Raw genomic sequence first — 18,533 nt, 5'->3', positions numbered from 1 at the left:
TCGATTTCGACAGGACTTTTCTATTAATTGCTACTTAAAATTAGTTTCTCGTTTTGTTTTTCCCTTTGGTTTTAGAACCAACTCTAGACATTGCGCATCTGAAACCAATATAGTCAGTTGCCATATCTTGAGGGAAATACCGGCGTTGAGCAGGATCTAACCAGTAGTCACGGTCTTTCCAGCTACCGCCTTTATAAACTCTTACATTGTCATCAATTAATGAGGTACGCTCGTTAGATTGATCGTATTCCTTAATCATATTACCAAGAGAATCGCGTTCAATTTTATGACGAGGAGAGTTATACATCTGTTTGGTATCCAAACTTGCATCTTGGACATCTGCATCTAAATCATCACCAAATGATTCATTATAATATCTTGATGAGTTCTTGTCACCATCACGGAAATTTCTGTTGTCACTTTGGTTGAATTGAGTTCTTAAATAAGTCTCATTATCATCCACAGGAACTTGTAGTATTTCACCAGGAAGATTTCTAGCGATAATCTTACCATTGCTTAAAGTATCATATACAATTTCGTCTGGTGTTACAACTTTAACGGTACCATCCTCGCTAATTGCGTTTTTGGTATAAACATTTCCGCGATAATAATTGAAATCATTGAATTCATCGTCTACAATCGGACGGTAAACATCAGCTACCCATTCGGCAACATTACCTGCCATGTCATATAATCCATAATCGTTTGGCGCATAAGACTTAACTTCAGCAGTAATATCAGCACCATCATCAGACCAACCAGCAATTCCACCGTAGTCACCTTTACCTTGCTTAAAGTTTGCCATTTGATCTCCACGATTTCTTCGATCGCCAGATCTTGTATACATACCGTCCCATGGGTATTTCTTACGACCTCTATACACATTATAGCTTCTTAAGTCGCTCATGCCGAGTGCGGCATATTCCCATTCAGCTTCAGTGGGGAGTCTATATTTTGGGGCGATTATACCAGATTCTCTTCTGGCATAAATATTTATTTCGTTTCCTTCAGCATCTGTTTGAACTTTACGTTTTCCACCTTGCAAAACCTCTTCATTGCCTCCATAAGTTAAGCTAGGAGCATTAATGTAGGTGTCAGTGTTAAAGTTGCTATCAGCAGTTGCATCTTCTAGATGTGCACCTCTTTTAGCATAACCCGCTTCTTGAATGTAAATTTCATTTACACGATCTGTTCTCCAATTTGCAAATTCCACAGCCTGAATCCAACTTACACCAACTACAGGATATTCTGCATAACCAGGGTGGCGAAGATAATTTTCGGTCATCATTTCACTGTAACCCAAACGATTTCTCCATACCAATGTGTCTGGTAATGCACCTTCATAAATTAATTTGAAGTTTGGATCGTCTGGTGGATAAACACGTTTAATCCAATCTAAATATTCCAAATACATTAAATTGGTAACCTCAGTTTCGTCCATATAATAGGACTGAACGTGCTGTTGATTAGGATTGTTGTTCCAATCATGCATCGGGTCATCTTGAACTTTACCCATGGTGAACGTACCACCTTCGATAAATACCAATCCCGGGGATGTTTCTTGTTCTTTGAAATCAGTGTTATACTGAAATCCACCATCTTTGGAATTAATCTTCCAGCCGGTAGCTCGGGAATTATTCTTGGACGAAGACGAATTCTTGCAACCAAGAAGCGCCAAGGATAGTGTTAGGGCTATCAATATCCTGGGGTTAATTAAGTTTTTCATGTCCATACTTTTAAGTAAGCTAATTAAATTTAGTGACGCAATATAGCAAATATCACGATAGCAACAACATTTTTTTAAGAAAAAGAGCAAAAAAAAGTGCATTTCATCCTATTTTTTATACACAATATCGGATTTTTGCACCTTTTATCGACGTATGACGCACTTATATAACGCCTAGAAAAATCAATTATTGTTGTACATTTGACAAAAAATTAACTGCCCGATAATAAGCCCTTTTCGAGGACGTTAAAATACTATGAAAAAATTCCTTTTTTTCTTTCTAACTAGCCTAATTTTTAACCAAATTCAGAGTCAAACCCGCCAGATTTCGATCGATTGGGAGGCAGAAACCACCTTAATTTTCGGAAATTCTTCAAAAAAGATCCCAGGTTTCGACAAAACTAAATTAGATTTTGATGCCGAAACGGGATTATGGTATGTGGAGGAATGGGTTGTCTCAAATGAGGTTGATGTTAATTCTGTGGAATTGATAAACATAAGATATCAGCCAATTTCTAGGAATGAATTAAAGGATCTGCCTGAATATTTAATTCCAGATAAGCTTTCGTACTCATTTGGAAATTCTAATGCAAGAGGAAAAAAGTCTGTTTCAATAAAACTATCTCCTATTATAAAGGATAATGGAATCTTTCAAAAAATAACCTCTGTAACCATTACTTATAGGTCAAGCACCAACTCGGTCACTAGAATGAGAGGATCCAATGCACTAATTAGTTCCGCTTTGGCAACTGGACAATGGTTTAAATTTTATATTGAAGAGAGTGGAGTCTTTAGAATTACCAGATCCTTCTTGGGCCAGCTAGGTGTGGATGTGAATAACGTAGACCCTAGGAATATAGGTATATATGGTTATGGTGGTGCTATGCTGCCTCTGGCGAATGACGCATTTTATCCGAACGACCTTATCGAAAATAGCATACAATTTGTTGGAGAGGAGGATGGCAGGCTAGATTCAAATGACCACATATTATTTTATGGGCAAGGTCCAAATATATATAATGAGGAAAGTATCACCTTTCAAAATTTATATACGGATAAAACATACTATTATATATATGTGGGAAATAAGGCGGGGAAACGTATTCAAAATAGGGAGCTTCCAGAGGGAACTCCAACGGAAATATTTACAACTTTCCATGAAACACGGTTTCACGAAAACGATGAATTTAACTTAATCAATATCGGGAGACGTTGGTTTGGTGATCGCTTTGATGCGTCCCCGACTAAAGAATTCAATTTTTCCTTTCCAAATAGAGTTACCACAAGTCCAATAAGTTTCAGGATACTTGCCGCTGCAGTTTCAGATGTTAATACCTCAATGCAGGTTCGGTTAAATGGTAACCAAATTGCAAATCTGAATTTCCAAAGAGCTAATGAGCCTGTGTTGGCCGGAGGGTCATCTTATGCTGCGAATCAGGTTGTTCAAGGAGATGATGTCAATGTTAATTTAAATTACATAAATAATGGCAACCCATCTTCTCTTGCTTTTCTTGATTTTATTTCTATCAGGGCTGAGCGCCAATTAATATATTCTGGAACCCCATTAGAATTTTATAACGATAAAGTAGCAAATACCCCCGGAATTGTTTCATATAATTTATCGAATGCGACTTCAGTTTCTCAGTTATGGGATATTACCGATAGATTCAATGTGAATAGAGTTATAGAGAGCAATGGGGAAGGCACCATTATTTTTAATGATTATGGTGGAGCCGTAAAGAGGTATTTTACGGTTGATCCATCTGGATACCTGGAGCCATTGAGAGATTCGCAGACTCAAGTTGCAAACCAAGACCTCAAGGGAACTATATTTGTTAATTCAGAAGGTAACTTTCAAGATGTCGATTACATTATTATTACTCCAGATAATTTAAGTTCTCAGGCGGAGCGATTGGCCGATATCAATAGAGTTCAGAATGGTCTTAATGTTAAAGTAGTGACGCTTGAATCCATTTACTCCGAGTTTAGTTCGGGTAATCAAGATATCGCCGCAATCAGGAATTTTATTAAATATGTTTATTTCAATGCGTCCTCGCCAGATAAACGCCTTAAATATATATGTTTATTTGGGGATGCCTCTTATGACTATAAAGATCGTGTTCCCAACAATACGAACATTGTTCCTTCCTGGCATGCATACAGCAGCTTTAGTTTAACAAGTGCATTTGTATCGGATGATTTTTACGGAATGATGGATCCCAATGAAGGTAATCTTTCTAGCACCGATCGATTAGATATTGCAGTTGGCCGGATGCTTGTAAACGATATTTCTCAAGCACGTGAAATGGTTGACAAAGTGAAATTGTATTATGAAAAGGAAGCATACGGTAGTTGGCGAAATAAATATGTTGTAATAAGTGACGATGTCGATGAAGAGTGGGAGAGAATACTTCAAGAAACCACAGATAAAATAGCTAATGAGTTAACTTCTCAACTTCCTTTTATGAATGTCGTAAAAATTCATATGGATGCATTTCAACAACAATCTTCATCTAGTGGTGATAGATATCCGGAAGTTACTGAAGCAACGAAGGACGCTATTGAGGTTGGAGCAATAGCCGTAAACTATTTCGGTCATGGTGGGGAGGATGGGTTAGCTAAAGAACGAATATTTGACCGATTCGATGCAGAGGAACTTAGAAATATCTGCAAGTTTAACTGCTTTATCACGGTTACTTGTGAATATACTAGATTCGACAATCCGCAACGTACCACTGCGGGTGAGTTGACGTATTGGAATTCTAATGGGGGCGCCATTGGATTAATTACTACAACAAGACAGATTTTTGTGACTGTAGGTGTTTCCCTTAATGAGGTTTTGGAAGATTATTTGTTTTCCTTTGGAACAAGCGAGCGGTACACAATGGCAGAAGCTTTAAGATTAACAAAGGTCGATCCCGGTGTCGCTGGCCTTTCCCAAAAACGTTTGGTGTTTTTTATAGGAGATCCTGCCATGAAATTGGCAATTCCCAAACCCGATATCCGATTAACCTCTGTTAATGGAAATACCAATATCGGTAATGAAACTTTAAAAGCCTTAGATAAAATTACGATGAGTGGTGAAATTACAGACCCCTCTGGTAATTTGTTGGATAATTTTAACGGTACACTTACCGCAACAATTTTTGATAAGGAAATTTCTAGATCAACTTTAGCTAATGATGGCACTACGGACAATCAGGCTAATTTAATAAAATTGGATTTTAAAACTTTGGGAGAAATCATCTTTAAGGGCGATGCGACGGTAGAAAGTGGAAAATTCAATTTTGATTTTGTCGTTCCTCGTGATATAGGAATTCCTATTGGAATGGGAAAGGCTAGTTTTTATGCCATGCAGCTTGCGCCACTTAATGATAAATCTGGGGCGAATTTTCAAATTAATGTTGGCGGTATAAATGATAATGCAGAGGAGGATAATACTGGTCCAACCATCAGTTTGTATATGAATGATGAAAATTTCGTTTCTGGGGGTATTACAAATGAATCACCTACCCTCTTGGTAAAGTTGTTTGATGAACATGGCATTAATACAGCAAGTGGAATTGGCCATGATATTGTTGCTATTATAGATGGGGATGAAACTAACCCCATAATCCTTAACGAATATTATAAAGCTGATGTAGATGATTTCACAAATGGTTCTTTGGCGTATGCTCTAAGAGATTTGGAGCCTGGTTTACATACATTGACAATAAAGGCTTGGGATGTTTACAATAATTCCTCAACTGCTGAAATTCAATTTATTGTACATGATGAAGATGAAGAATTGGTAATAAATAATGTTCTAAACTATCCAAATCCGTTTATAGATTATACTGAATTTTGGTTTAATCACAATAGTTCGGGGGTTTTAGACGTTTCAATACAAATCTTTACAGTGTCCGGGAAACTGGTTCGGACCCTCAATGGGCAAACCTCGGGTGGTTTAAAACAAGCCAGTTCCCTGTCTAAAGACATCGCCTGGGATGGACGGGATGATTTTGGTCAAAAGATAGGTAAAGGTGTTTATATATATAAATTAAAAGTGAAGTCACCGACTTTAAATAAACAAGTAGAGAAAATCGAAAAACTAGTTATCCTGCAATAATCACTTATATTTGTGGATACATGGCGAACTAAATTGCTATTTATGACTTTAAAAAAATCACTGACCCGATGCTTAATTGCGTTAATCCCCTTATCATCTTTTTTGGCAAATGGCCAACAAGTAGAGATTATTCCATACGAAGACAGTAGAGTTATAACTACTGGTGTTCCATTTTTATTGATAGCTTCCGATGCGCGTGGCGCTGGTATGGGAGATATGGGCGTTGCAACTTCAAGCGATGCCTTCTCTCAACAATGGAACCCATCTAAATATGTATTTTCACTAGCTAAATCTGGTTTGGCAGTAAGTTATACACCTTACTTGAGTAAATTGGTGAATGACATCTTCCTAGGAAATGTAACATATTTTAATAGGGTAAATGACAGAAGTGCGTTTGGAGCTAGTTTCAAATACTTTAGTTTGGGTGAAATTGAAATCGTACAAGATGAATTTTCTGAAGCTTTAATTGAAAAACCAAATGAATTAACAATAGATGCGTCCTATTCCCTGAGGCTTGCCGATCAATTTTCAATGGCGGTGGCATTGAGATATTTACGTTCCGATTTAAGGATACAGGCGGTTGATGCCAATGCAGGAGCGGCAAGTTCTGTTGGTGTGGATATCGCAGGGTATTATCAAAGTGAAGAAACGGCCTTTAATGATTTCAATGGACGTTATCGCTTCGGGTTTGCTCTTCAAAATTTAGGTCCAAAAATAAAGTATGATGATGCAGGACGGGAGAATTTTATCCCAACCAATTTACGATTGGGAGGAGGATTTGATTTTATTTTTGACGAATACAATAAAGTTGCTGTAACAGCCGAGGTTACTAAACTTCTGGTGCCGACTCCACCAAAATTAGCACTGAGAAGAGAATTTAATGATGTCAATGGAAATGGGACCTATGATCCTGAAACTGATGAATTGATTAGTGAGGATAGAAACTATATACTTGAAGGGAAATCGCAAGATGTAAACTTTTTAAGAGGAATTTTCCAATCTTTTGGTGATGCTCCAGGTGGTTTTAGTGAAGAATTAAAGGAATTTACTTGGGCTTTAGGGGCCGAATATACTTACCAAGATTCCTTCGCATTTAGGGCCGGTTATTTTAACGAAAGCGATATAAAAGGAGCCCGAAAATTTTTCGCACTTGGTGCTGGATTTAAATATTCTGCAATAAATATAGATTTATCGTATTTATTTGCGACCTCTCAAATACAGAGTCCTTTAGAAAACACACTTCGTTTTTCATTGTCGTTTAATTTCGGCGATGGAACATATGAAGAATTATAAAAACATTAAATCTTTAATGGTCAAAACCATGGTGAATAACTCTCCATGGTTTTTTTATCTTTAGCAAAATCGGTGAGCCTATCTAAGTATGAAATCAATTAAAATTGAAGCGAAATTTGATGTTTTTGAAAATCTAGAAGAAGTATCCTCAGAAATTCAAAACTTGATGCATAATGCAATAGAGGCCAGAAGAAAAGCCTATGCACCATATTCGAAATTTCAGGTTGGTGCCGCAATTTTACTTGAGAATGGTGAGATAATAACTGGTAGTAATCAAGAAAATGCGTCATTTCCAGCTGGCTTGTGTGCAGAAAGAACAGCCATCCATTATGTTGGTGCAAAATACCCGGATACAAAAATAACAACACTGGCTATATCGGCTGCATCACAGATTAATAATACAATTACACCGGTTCCCCCATGTGGTGCCTGTCGTCAGGCGATTGCAGAGTATGAAGTAAAACAGGGGTCGCCTATAGAAATTTACTTTATGGGATCAACAGGTAAGGTTGTTCGATCAGAATCGTTAGAAAATTTACTTCCCTTGATGTTCGATAAAACAGTTCTTTAATAGAGATAAATCTCTTCATTTTTTGGTTCTTTTCCGTTTTTCCTTTACGGGTTAATGTGTTATTTTTGTATTTCGTTTTAAATAACCTGGTATTAATGGAAAAGATTACCAAAGAAACATACCTAAAATGGTATGAGGACATGCTCTTTTGGAGGAAGTTTGAAGACAAACTTGCGGCTGTTTACATTCAACAAAAAGTTAGAGGTTTTTTACACTTGTATAACGGGCAGGAAGCAATCCTAGCTGGTGCTCTACATGCAATGGATCTTACTAAAGATAAAATGATAACAGCTTATAGAAACCACGTGCAACCCATTGGGATGGGTGTAGATCCAAGAAGGGTAATGGCTGAGTTATATGGAAAGGCTACAGGAACTTCACAAGGTTTGGGAGGTTCTATGCATATATTTTCTAAGGAACATCGGTTTTATGGAGGTCACGGTATAGTCGGTGGTCAAATTCCATTGGGGGCAGGAATTGCTTTTGGTGATAAATACCATGGAAGTGATGCTGTAACCCTTTGTTGCTTTGGTGATGGTGCTGCCAGACAAGGTTCATTACACGAAACATTTAACTTGGCGATGCTGTGGCAATTACCTGTTGTATTTGTTTGTGAAAACAATGGTTATGCTATGGGTACCTCAGTTGCAAGAACTGCTAGCCATACCGAAATTTGGAAACTAGGTCTTGGTTACGAAATGCCTTGCGGTCCCGTTGACGGGATGAATCCGGTAAAGGTGGCAGAAGCTTTTGATGAAGCTATACAGCGAGCACGACGTGGGGACGGACCAACATTCTTGGAATTAAAGACATATAGATATAGAGGGCATTCGATGAGTGATGCTCAACATTATAGAACTAAAGAGGAAGTTGAGGAATACAAAAAAATAGACCCAATTACCCAGGTTAAGGATATTATCTTGAAGGAAAAGTATGCTAATGAAGCAGAAATTAAGGAGATAGACAAGCGTGTGAAAGATAAGGTGAAAGAATGCGAGAAATTTGCTGAAGAGTCACCGTATCCTGAAATTAATGTCATGTATGATTCCGTTTACGAACAAGAAGATTATCCATTTATTAATCACAAAATATAAATTATGGCTGAAATCATAAATATGCCTCGCTTAAGTGATACCATGGAAGAAGGTACTGTTGCCTCATGGTTGAAGAAGGTTGGTGATAAGGTTGAAGAAGGGGATATTCTAGCCGAGATTGAAACTGATAAAGCCACCATGGAATTTGAATCTTTCCATAACGGTACTTTATTGTACATCGGAGTTGAGGAAGGTGAAACTACCAAGGTTGATGAATTGTTGGCAATTATTGGTGAGGAAGGTGAGGATGTGTCTGATCTTATAAATGGTGGAGGTAAAAAATCTGAAACATCTTCAAATGAAGCCGGTTCAGACGTTGCGCCTGAAGCTCAGGAAGAATCATCCGGTGAGGAGGAAAGTGAATCAGCAGCTTCAAATGAAGAGCGAGCCGCCAAAGCAGATCTGCCTGATGGAGTGGTAGTTGTGAAAATGCCCAGGTTGAGTGATACGATGGAGGAAGGTACTGTTGCAACTTGGTTAAAAAATGTTGGTGATAAGGTTGTAGAGGGCGATATATTAGCTGAGATTGAAACAGATAAGGCTACAATGGAATTTGAGTCATTTCAATCAGGAGTGCTTTTGCATCATGGCTTAAAGGAGGGTGATTCCGCTAAAGTAGATGCGCTTTTAGCTATTTTAGGTCCTGAGGGAACGGATGTGTCTGATGTGGTTAAAAACTTTAAGTCTGAAGGCACCACAGTGACTGCACCCAAGAAGGAAGAGCCTAAAAAGGCTGCTCCTAAAGAAGAAAAGAATGATTCCCCTGCACCGAAGGTTGAAACATCAAAAACAAAGACTGTTTCTGCACAAACCGCTACTGATGGTGCAAGAGTTTTTGCCTCTCCTCTTGCCAAAAAAATGGCTGAAGATAAGGGTATAAAGCTATCCCAAATAAATGGTTCTGGTGAAAATGGCAGGATCGTAAAACGTGATGTAGAAAACTATCAACCTGCAGTTGGTGGTGGAGTGGCTAAATTTGAACCTACAGGTGTTGAAAGTTCGGATGAAGTTAAACACTCCCAAATGAGAAAAGTCATAGCTAAGCGCTTGGCTGAATCGAAATTTACTGCACCACATTATTATCTAAATGTTGAGTTCGACATGGGTAATGCTATGGCTTTTAGGGAGCAATACAATAGTATTCCTGATACAAAAATATCTTTTAATGATATTGTAATTAAGGCGACTGCTATGGCTTTAAAGCAACATCCACAAGTAAATTCCCAATGGAAAGATGATAAAATGATATTAAACCACCATGTTCATATAGGAGTGGCTGTTGCTGTTCCTGATGGATTGGTAGTACCTGTGGTCCGCTTTGCCAACGAGCAAAGCTTAACCCAGATTGGCGCTGAGGTTAAGGAATTGGCGGGTAAAGCTCGAAACAAAAAGTTACAACCTCAGGAAATGGAAGGAAGCACTTTTACTATTTCTAATTTGGGGATGTTTGGTATAGAAAGTTTTACTTCGATTATCAATCAGCCTAATTCAGCAATTTTGTCTGTTGGAGCGATTGTAGAGAAACCAGTAGTTAAAAACGGTCAGATTGTGGTTGGCAACACAATGAAATTGTGCCTCGCATGCGATCACAGAACCGTGGATGGTGCTACGGGTGCCTTATTTTTGCAAACATTGAAAGGGTATATAGAAAACCCTATCACCATGCTATTATAATCAATTAAAACTTTGAATATATAGTTAAACCCTTTGCAAGGCAAAGGGTTTTTTTATTTGACTATAAAATCGCAATATACACTGCTAAGCTATAACTAGTGGTCTTTTTATAAATTTGGATTTATTCCAATTAGGTAAAGCATAAATTTATTTCTTCAATCTGGAAGGGCTTATTCCAAAAACATTTTTAAAGGATTTTGCATAATAACTAGCATCACTGAACCCTGATTTCTTAGCGATTGATTTTATATTGTGGGAATTTTTTTCAATGTAAATTAATGATTTATGCAATCGAAAATCACGAATTATTGAAGAGGGATTTCTGTGAATTAACCGAGTAATCACGGAATAAACTTTTGAATATGGTAATTTTAATTTCTCACATAGCTCGTTTACATCGAAGAGTGGAGAATTAAAATTAGACTCTAGTTCCGAAAAAAGTGCTTTTAGAAATTTAAAATCTTGATCTCTTAAAACCTTCACCTCTTCTTTGTCTAATTTTAAATTTGTGTTGTTCTTATAAAAATGCTTTTCGATGGCAGAAGTTGCTACTATCGAGTAATTAACAAACTTGCAAATCCATCGATCCAATTCAGAGTGTAAATCGATTTCAGATTTTTCGAAAACAATAATTTCAATATCAGAAATTACCTTATTAAGAGAGGTTAGATTGTATTTAGATTTCCGTTTAATCTGCAACGCAGCAAATATAGCATCCGAAGCAGAATTGAAGCTTCCTAGATAGGTTGTGGGTTGTTGATGTTCTATTTGCCCTTCATTAGAAATAATGCTTTTTTCAATGCTGTTATAAAGTCGTTGCTTAAACAAAGTCAATTGACCGTGATCTAGACTATGAATGGCATCTGTAGTGTAAACAGAAACATAAAAAGGGGTATTATTTGATAATTGATTAACCATTATGCTTAGTACCTTCTAATTTAGGAAATTATGTCAATTCAAGCAGACGAAATACCTAGCAAATTATGGTTAAAATTTATTGGATGGGCCTTATTTAATATATTTGCGCCTTATAGAAGAATACATGAAAATATCAACTCTTTTTCTTGCAATAATATTGGTTGTTAGTTGTAAGAATCATGGTAGAATTGATGGCAAACCCGAAAGCAATAATGTCTCCTCAATTCAAAAACCTCCAGTAATTTCAGTTGAAGAAATAAAAACTAAAATGGAGTTCTTCACCTCAGATAAATTGATGGGTAGAAAATCTGGTACCCCTGGTCAGGTTAAGGCTGGAGAATATATTGAGGACTTTTTTACTTCCAATAATATAGTACCGTATTTCCAAACCTACAGAGATAGCTTTCCTCTTAAAGAGGGCGTTGGGTTTAATGTAGTAGGTTATTTAGAAGGAAATGATGTCGTATTGAAGAACGATATAGTTATCCTAGGGGCCCATTATGATCATATTGGGATAAGTAAAAATATTGTTGATGGAGATTCTATAGCAAATGGCGCAAATGATGATGCCTCTGGAACTGTTGCAATCCTTGAACTTGCAAAACATTTTAAGGCCTTAAATAACAATAAGCGATCTGTGGTTTTTGCATTGTTCGATGCAGAAGAAATGGGATTGATAGGTTCAAAACATATGGCAGAAAGAATAAAATCTGATGGAAGCGTACCTTATGCGATGATAAATTTTGAATTGGTTGGGGTGCCAGGTGCACCTGGATCAGAATTGTCATTTATTACGGGCTACGATGTCTCTACCTTACCCCAGGTATTAAATAATGCTGCTAAAGATACTGTAGTCGGATTTTCTGAATTGGCTAAGAAATATCAATTGTTTAAAAGTTCTGACAATTATGGATTTTACCAAGCCTTTAATATGCCCGCGCATGCCATTTCTACAACGGATTTGGCATTGTTCCAATATTACCATACTGTCGATGATGAATATGACAAGATGGATTTCGACCACATGAAAAATTTTATCGAAAAAATGATACCAGCCTTGGACGGTCTGATTAATGGACCGAGAGGTGAATTGAAAATGAATGAGTAAAAATGTAATAATTACCGGAACAAGCCGGGGAATAGGTTTTGAATTAGTTAAACTCTTTGCCAAAAATGGTGATAATGTCTTGGCATTGTCTAGAAACGAGTTGCCAATTAAGAACCTAGAACTAAAAACTGTTTTTTCAGAAAGTTGCGATATTACAACTTCGGATGGAGTGAAATCTATCTCGAACTTTGTAAGGGAACGTTGGGGAAAAGTTGATATTTTAATTAACAATGCAGGTTTTCTGATAAACAGGCCATTTAAAGAAATTTCAATTGAAGACTTCCGTAAAGTTTATGATGTAAATGTATTTGCGGTAGCTGAAACTATTAAGGCGGTATTGCCTTTTATGGGTAATCTTGCACATGTAGTAAGCATTAGTTCAATGGGAGGAATTCAAGGTAGTGCCAAATTTCCGGGATTAGCCGCCTATAGTTCGAGTAAAGGAGCTGTAATTACATTATCAGAGTTATTAGCGGAAGAATATAAAGATAGTGGTCCTTCATTTAATGTGTTAGCATTGGGAGCCGTTCAAACTGAAATGTTAGAGCAAGCCTTTCCAGGTTATAAGGCGCCAACAACAGCGGCCGAAATGGCTCAATACATTTTTGAGTTCGCCTGTAATGGACAGAAATATTACAATGGGAAGGTCTTACAAGTTTCAAATTCCACCCCGTGATGCCAAACTTTGAATGTGTCATTTTTGATTGCGATGGTGTACTGGTGGATAGTGAACCTCTTAGCAATGGTATGTTGGTTACCATGGCTAATGAATTAGGTGCTTCCATTGACTTAGATTTTGCTTATAGAAATTTTAAAGGACATTCCTTACAACATTGTCTTAAAGTTATATCTACCCTTATCCAGGATAGCCTACCTCGGACTTTCGAGAATGAATACAGGGAAAGGTCTTACGAAATTTTTAAAACTGAAATGACACCTATTGAAGGAATAGAAGAAGTTCTTCAATCTTTAGATAAGCCTTTTTGTGTCGCATCTAGTGGACCACGAGAGAAGATTCGGTTAAATCTCAAAAAGACGGGGCTCCTTCCATATTTTCAAAATGCAATATATAGTTGCTACGATATCCAAAAATGGAAACCAGACCCTGGAATTTTTCTTCATGCCGCGGCTTCTATGGGTTTTAAAGTGGAAGATTGTTTGGTAATTGAAGACAGTGTTGCAGGAGTCACCGCGGCAAAAAATGGAGGTTTTGAAGTGCTTGCATTTACTGAAAATGATGTATTGGATGAACTTACAACAATTTCTAATGGAACATTTGGCTCAATGAAGGAATTACGGAGCTTATTGAGCGTTTAATTGTAAAATGAAGGAAGGCCTTAGTAAATATTTACCAACCAATTCCGTCGAAATGGTTCTCGAATTGTTGAATCATGATCGATTGGAATTAAAGATTAAGAATGAACGGAGAACCCGTCATGGGGATTATAGGCGATTGCCAAATGGTAAACATCAAATTTCGATAAACAATAGTCTCAATCCATATAGATTTTTAATTACGCTTATACATGAAATTGCACATTTTGAGGCGTATTCTAAATATGGGAGACAAATAAAGCCTCATGGAATTGAATGGAAGCATACATTCAAAATCCTTATGTTGCCGTTTATCAATCCAGATATCTTTCCGGAAGAATTGTTACCCATGCTTGCTAAACATTTTAAAAACCCCAAGGCAACTAGCGATACCGATGTTAAATTAGCGTTAGCTTTAAAACAGTTCGATGCTCCTAATGACAAATCCTTTATTTTTGATGTTCCCTACGGACAAACCTTTAGACTTTATAACGGTAAGGTTTTTAAAAAGGGTAATATAAGGCGCAAACGCTATGAATGTATTGAATTAAGAACAGGAAGAACTTACCTTTTCAATCCAAACGCTGAGGTTGAAATCCTTGAATCTTAGGTTCAACTTAAAAACGATTTAATGAATAAGAATTATTACGCAATATTGATGGCAGGTGGAATTGGTTCTAGGTTTTGGCCTGTTAGCACACAAGAATTTCCGAAACAATTTCATGATATGTTTGGTAGTGGTGAAACTCTTATACAAAAGACTTTTTCCAGATTGTCCCAAATAATTCCAGTGGAGAATATTTTAATTCTTACCAATCACAAATACAAAGGTTTGGTAATGGAGCAATTACCAAATATTTCTGAAGAGCAGGTCTTGCTTGAACCTGAAATGAGAAATACAGCACCATGCATATTATATGCAGCCTTAAAAATTCAAAAACAGAATAAGGAAGCTTTAATTCTTGTTGCCCCAAGTGATCACTGGATAGAGGATGAAAATTCTTTTTCTGAAGATGTTAGGCGGTCATTCGACTTTTGTTCTGGGAATGATGCTTTAATGACATTGGGTATTAAGCCAACTTTTCCTAATACTGGTTACGGTTATATAGAGTACGAAACTAATACTGATGAAAGAATCAAAAAGGTAAAGCAATTTAGAGAAAAGCCAGATGTAGCAACTGCACAACATTTTATTTCCCAAGGAAATTTTCTCTGGAATGCGGGTATATTTATATGGAGTGCTACTAGTGTTATTAAGGCCTTTGAAAATAATCAGCCTGAATTATTTAATCTGTTCCAATCGGGTTACCAAGCATATAACACTTTTGATGAAAACCATTTTATAGAGGAAAACTATGGCAAAGCGGAAAATATTTCCGTTGACTATGCAATAATGGAACAATCAACCAATGTATTTGTCTTGCCAGCCTCATTCGATTGGAATGATTTAGGAACTTGGGTAAGTTTGTATGAAAAAATGCCAAAGGACGAAAATGGTAATGCCAAGGTAAATTGCCATTCTGTGCTTGATGCCTCTAAAGGGAACATGATTCGCACCGCCAAAGGCAAGGTTGTTGTATTGGAAGGTATTAGCGATTATATCATAGTTGATAAAGATGATGTTTTGCTTATCTTTCCGAAAAATAAAGAGCAGGAAATTAAGCAATTAAGATCTAGGGTAGGCTCTGAATTTGGTGATCATTACATCTAACCTTTAAAACATGGCTGAGAATAAATTCAATTTTTCTGAGGAGGGCCAACCCGTTAAGGCCACTCCTAACTCAACTGAAGAATCTAAAGAGCAAATTAAGACCGAGGCCAAAGGTCTTGCAGCTAGTATAACAAAATTCCTTAAGGACATACTTGCCTTCAGAGATGATACAGATAGGGATGCAACGGTTGAAGCCATTAAGAATGATATTCCCTTTAAAGGTGCAACAGCCTGGATTTTAATATGTTCGATTTTTGTCGCTTCGATTGGATTGAATGCAAATTCAACGGCAGTTGTAATCGGTGCCATGTTGATATCACCGTTGATGGGTCCAATTTTGGGTGTAGGTTACTCAATTGCCGTCAATGATATTGATATTCTCAGGAAATCTTTGGTGAATTTAGGGGTAATGATTGTACTGAGTTTAATAACAGCCTTTCTTTTTTTCTATCTATTTCCCTTAAGTGAAGATACCTCGGAATTGTTGGGTAGAACGCGCCCAGATATTCGGGATGTACTAATTGCGTTTTTTGGTGGTTTGGCCTTAATAATAGCGCGAACCAAAAGAGGAACCATTGCATCTGTAATATTCGGTGTTGCCATTGCTACAGCATTGATGCCTCCCCTTTGTACTGCCGGTTATGGTTTAGCAATAGGTAATTTTAGGTATTTCGGAGGTGCCATGTACCTATTTGGTATTAACACCATTTTTATTGCCTTGGCGACGTTTGTGGTATTAAAAATATTAAGGTTTCCTATGCAGAAATATGCTAACTCTAAAAAGAGAAGGTTTATTTCAAGAATGGCAACTTTATTAGCAATAGTAGTTATGATTCCAGCAGTTTGGACATTTTTAAATGTATTAACTGAAACTGGTTACGAAAGCGATTATAAAAAATTCTTCAAAAAGAATATCGAATCTAATGATGCACTTTGGTTACAGCGTCAGAACTTGGATATGGATAAAAAAGTCATTTCATTATATTTTAATGGTGATGTGACTGAAGCAACAGAAATCTCACTTCAAAATAGTTTGAAGGACTATGAAAATATACATGATTTCGAATTAAGAATAAACACCAATAAATTACGAAGTACTGACCTTATTCTTCAATCGTATGATAGAGCTATTAAAGAACTCGAAGAAAAAGATTATACAATACAGGGCTTAAAAGAAGAGATTTCTAAACTGGAAGAGACTATAGATAATTTGGCCAAAAATGCCAATGGAGGAAACAATGGAAACTTTGTATTTAGTTCATTAGCTAAAGAAGCTAAGGAAAAATTTCCTGGGTTAGATTATTTGTCGGTTTCTAGAACGATGGAATCCTCAGATTTCAGCACTGTAGATACCTTAACAGTAGTTGGTGTGAAGTGGGAGGATAAAGTTGCAGATTCCTTAAAAACCAAAAACGAATCGGAAATAGTAAAATGGTTGGACGCTAAGTTTAATACTAAAAAAATACAGCTGTTGAGGAAGTAATTAGATATTCTTTTCCTCGATATACATTTGTCTCACTTTTTTGAATAATTCTGATGAGTAAACAAAATTGGTTACTGCTTCATTGTCGGTCTTAAAGATAGTTTCGTGAGATCCTTCCCATTCTTTCAAACCGTTTTTTAGAAAAATAATCTTTTCACCGATCTCCATCACAGAGTTCATGTCGTGGGTGTTTATTACGGTTGTAATATTATATTCCTTTGTGATTTCTTGAATTAAGTTATCTATTAGGATTGCGGTTCTCGGGTCTAATCCGGAGTTAGGTTCATCACAGAACAAATATTTTGGTTTATTTACAATAGCCCTGGCAATGGCCACCCTTTTCTGCATTCCCCCAGAAGCCTCACTAGGAAATTTATTATGGGCATCCGCAAGATTTACCCTTTTCAACACTTCATCTGCTCTTGCTTCCATTTCACTTTTACTTTGTTTAGTGAATAATCGAAGAGGGAACATTACATTTTGAAGGATTGTCATGGAATCAAAAAGGGCACTTCCTTGAAAAACCATTCCCATTTCGGCTCTGAGATCGGATTTTTGATCATCCGACAGATCACAATATTTTTTGTCGTTATAGCATATATAGCCTTCATCAGGTGTAATTAAACCAAGAAGGCATTTAAGAAAAACTGTTTTTCCTGCGCCACTCTGTCCAATAATGAGATTTGTTTTACCAGGATCAAAGGTTGTTGTGATTCCTTTTAAAACCTCTGAGTCCCCAAATGACTTGTGTAAATTTTCTACTACGATCATCAGCTTAGTAACATTTGGGTTAAAATATAATTCAGCAGAATTATAACAACACTTGTCCAAACAAATGAAGTTGTACTCGCCTCGCCCACCTCGAGAGCTCCACCTTTCATATAATATCCATGATAAGAAGGTATAGTTGCTAAAATAAAAGCAAAAACCAACGTTTTTATGAAAGCATAGATCATATGAAATGGAATAAACTCTAACTGTACGCCTGTGATATAATTATCAGGTGTTACAAATCCGCCAAAAACACAGGCTGCCAGTCCACCAATAATACCCAGAAACATGGCAATAGAAATTACAAATGGGTATAACATCATTGCCACGAACTTTGGAAAAATAAGGTAATTAACCGCATTTACTCCCATGACTTCTAACGCATCAATTTGTTCAGTTACCCTCATTGTCCCAATGCTACTCGTAATAAACGAACCAACTTTCCCTGCCATAATAATTGATATTAGGGTAGGTGCGAATTCTAGAATTACCGATTGTCTTGTAGCGAAACCAACTAGGGTCTTAGGAATTAAAGGGTTGGTTAGGTTTAATGCTGTTTGAATGGTGATAACTCCACCAACGAAAAAGGAAATAAAGGAAACTATCCCTAAAGATCCTATAATTAGATCATCAATATCTTTAAAAATCAGTGTTCTTAAAACTGACCAACGCGTAGGTTTTCTAAACATGGCGCCAATCATTATGAAGTACTGACCAATATTATGTAGATACGTCATGTAACAATTTAGTTAACGCTAAAGT

General features: G+C 36.8%; 15 protein-coding genes. 11 read left to right on the top strand and 4 right to left on the bottom strand.

The genetic code is table 11. The features are described from left to right. Window positions 1-40: 40 nt before the first annotated feature. Window positions 41-1,732, bottom strand: coding sequence for a gliding motility lipoprotein GldJ (gldJ, locus tag ISU00_RS02110; RefSeq protein ID WP_228852392.1), 1,692 nt, complete (start codon window positions 1,730-1,732; stop codon window positions 41-43). Window positions 1,733-1,982: 250 nt separating this feature from the next. Between gldJ and porU the strand changes: the two genes are divergently transcribed. The 5 genes from porU to ISU00_RS02085 all read left to right on the top strand — a co-directional run bounded on the left by porU (window position 1,983) and on the right by ISU00_RS02085 (window position 10,466). Then, entirely contained in the window at window positions 1,983-5,834 is a 3,852-nt protein-coding gene (gene porU, locus ISU00_RS02105) for a type IX secretion system sortase PorU (RefSeq protein WP_228852391.1), read from the top strand. 42 nt (window positions 5,835-5,876) lie between these two features. Further along, window positions 5,877-7,127, top strand: a complete 1,251-nt coding sequence (gene porV, locus ISU00_RS02100) for a type IX secretion system outer membrane channel protein PorV (RefSeq protein WP_228852390.1) — start codon at window positions 5,877-5,879, stop codon at window positions 7,125-7,127. Between the two features lie 88 nt (window positions 7,128-7,215). Next, window positions 7,216-7,698 (top strand): cytidine deaminase, encoded by a 483-nt coding sequence (gene cdd / locus ISU00_RS02095; protein WP_228852389.1) that lies wholly within the window; start codon window positions 7,216-7,218, stop codon window positions 7,696-7,698. Window positions 7,699-7,793: 95 nt separating this feature from the next. Beyond that, window positions 7,794-8,792, top strand: a complete 999-nt coding sequence (gene pdhA / locus ISU00_RS02090) for a pyruvate dehydrogenase (acetyl-transferring) E1 component subunit alpha (protein WP_228852388.1) — start codon at window positions 7,794-7,796, stop codon at window positions 8,790-8,792. A gap of 3 nt (window positions 8,793-8,795) precedes the next feature. Further along, complete coding sequence (locus tag ISU00_RS02085; protein ID WP_228852387.1) at window positions 8,796-10,466, top strand: pyruvate dehydrogenase complex dihydrolipoamide acetyltransferase; 1,671 nt, start codon at window positions 8,796-8,798, stop codon at window positions 10,464-10,466. 147 nt (window positions 10,467-10,613) lie between these two features. Here the strand turns inward: ISU00_RS02085 and ISU00_RS02080 are convergent, their stop codons facing one another. After that, window positions 10,614-11,384 carry a helix-turn-helix domain-containing protein gene (locus ISU00_RS02080; RefSeq protein WP_228852386.1) on the bottom strand — a complete coding sequence of 257 codons (771 nt, stop codon included), beginning with the start codon at window positions 11,382-11,384 and terminating at the stop codon, window positions 10,614-10,616. A gap of 124 nt (window positions 11,385-11,508) precedes the next feature. Here ISU00_RS02080 and ISU00_RS02075 point away from each other — a divergent pair, with 124 nt between their 5' ends. From ISU00_RS02075 to ISU00_RS02050, 6 genes are read left to right on the top strand one after another with little or no spacing between them, the layout of a single operon-like run. Continuing rightward, window positions 11,509-12,492: a M20/M25/M40 family metallo-hydrolase gene (locus ISU00_RS02075; RefSeq protein ID WP_228852385.1), complete on the top strand. Its 984-nt coding sequence runs from the start codon at window positions 11,509-11,511 to the stop codon at window positions 12,490-12,492. Beyond that, window positions 12,485-13,168 (top strand): SDR family NAD(P)-dependent oxidoreductase, encoded by a 684-nt coding sequence (locus ISU00_RS02070; RefSeq protein WP_228852384.1) that lies wholly within the window; start codon window positions 12,485-12,487, stop codon window positions 13,166-13,168. The genes ISU00_RS02075 and ISU00_RS02070 overlap by 8 nt, the downstream gene beginning before the upstream one ends. Continuing rightward, window positions 13,168-13,809, top strand: coding sequence for an HAD family hydrolase (locus ISU00_RS02065; protein WP_228852383.1), 642 nt, complete (start codon window positions 13,168-13,170; stop codon window positions 13,807-13,809). Before ISU00_RS02070 ends, ISU00_RS02065 begins: the two co-directional genes overlap by 1 nt. A gap of 7 nt (window positions 13,810-13,816) precedes the next feature. Further along, on the top strand, window positions 13,817-14,416 hold the full coding sequence (locus ISU00_RS02060) for a SprT-like domain-containing protein (protein WP_228852382.1): 600 nt from the start codon (window positions 13,817-13,819) through the stop codon (window positions 14,414-14,416). Between the two features lie 21 nt (window positions 14,417-14,437). Beyond that, complete coding sequence (locus tag ISU00_RS02055; protein ID WP_228852381.1) at window positions 14,438-15,517, top strand: mannose-1-phosphate guanylyltransferase; 1,080 nt, start codon at window positions 14,438-14,440, stop codon at window positions 15,515-15,517. A gap of 10 nt (window positions 15,518-15,527) precedes the next feature. After that, window positions 15,528-17,000: a DUF389 domain-containing protein gene (locus tag ISU00_RS02050; RefSeq protein WP_228852380.1), complete on the top strand. Its 1,473-nt coding sequence runs from the start codon at window positions 15,528-15,530 to the stop codon at window positions 16,998-17,000. Here ISU00_RS02050 and ISU00_RS02045 read toward each other — a convergent pair whose 3' ends face one another. After that, window positions 17,001-17,771 carry an ABC transporter ATP-binding protein gene (locus ISU00_RS02045; protein WP_228852379.1) on the bottom strand — a complete coding sequence of 257 codons (771 nt, stop codon included), beginning with the start codon at window positions 17,769-17,771 and terminating at the stop codon, window positions 17,001-17,003. Next, window positions 17,771-18,508 (bottom strand): MlaE family ABC transporter permease, encoded by a 738-nt coding sequence (locus ISU00_RS02040; RefSeq protein WP_228852378.1) that lies wholly within the window; start codon window positions 18,506-18,508, stop codon window positions 17,771-17,773. Before ISU00_RS02040 ends, ISU00_RS02045 begins: the two co-directional genes overlap by 1 nt. Window positions 18,509-18,533 lie beyond the last annotated feature (25 nt).

It is taken from the genome of Aegicerativicinus sediminis, assembly GCF_015476115.1.
Lineage (GTDB): Bacteria > Bacteroidota > Bacteroidia > Flavobacteriales > Flavobacteriaceae > Aegicerativicinus > Aegicerativicinus sediminis.
Note: the sequence above shows the minus strand (reverse complement) of the source record. Positions and strands in the feature narration are given on the sequence as shown.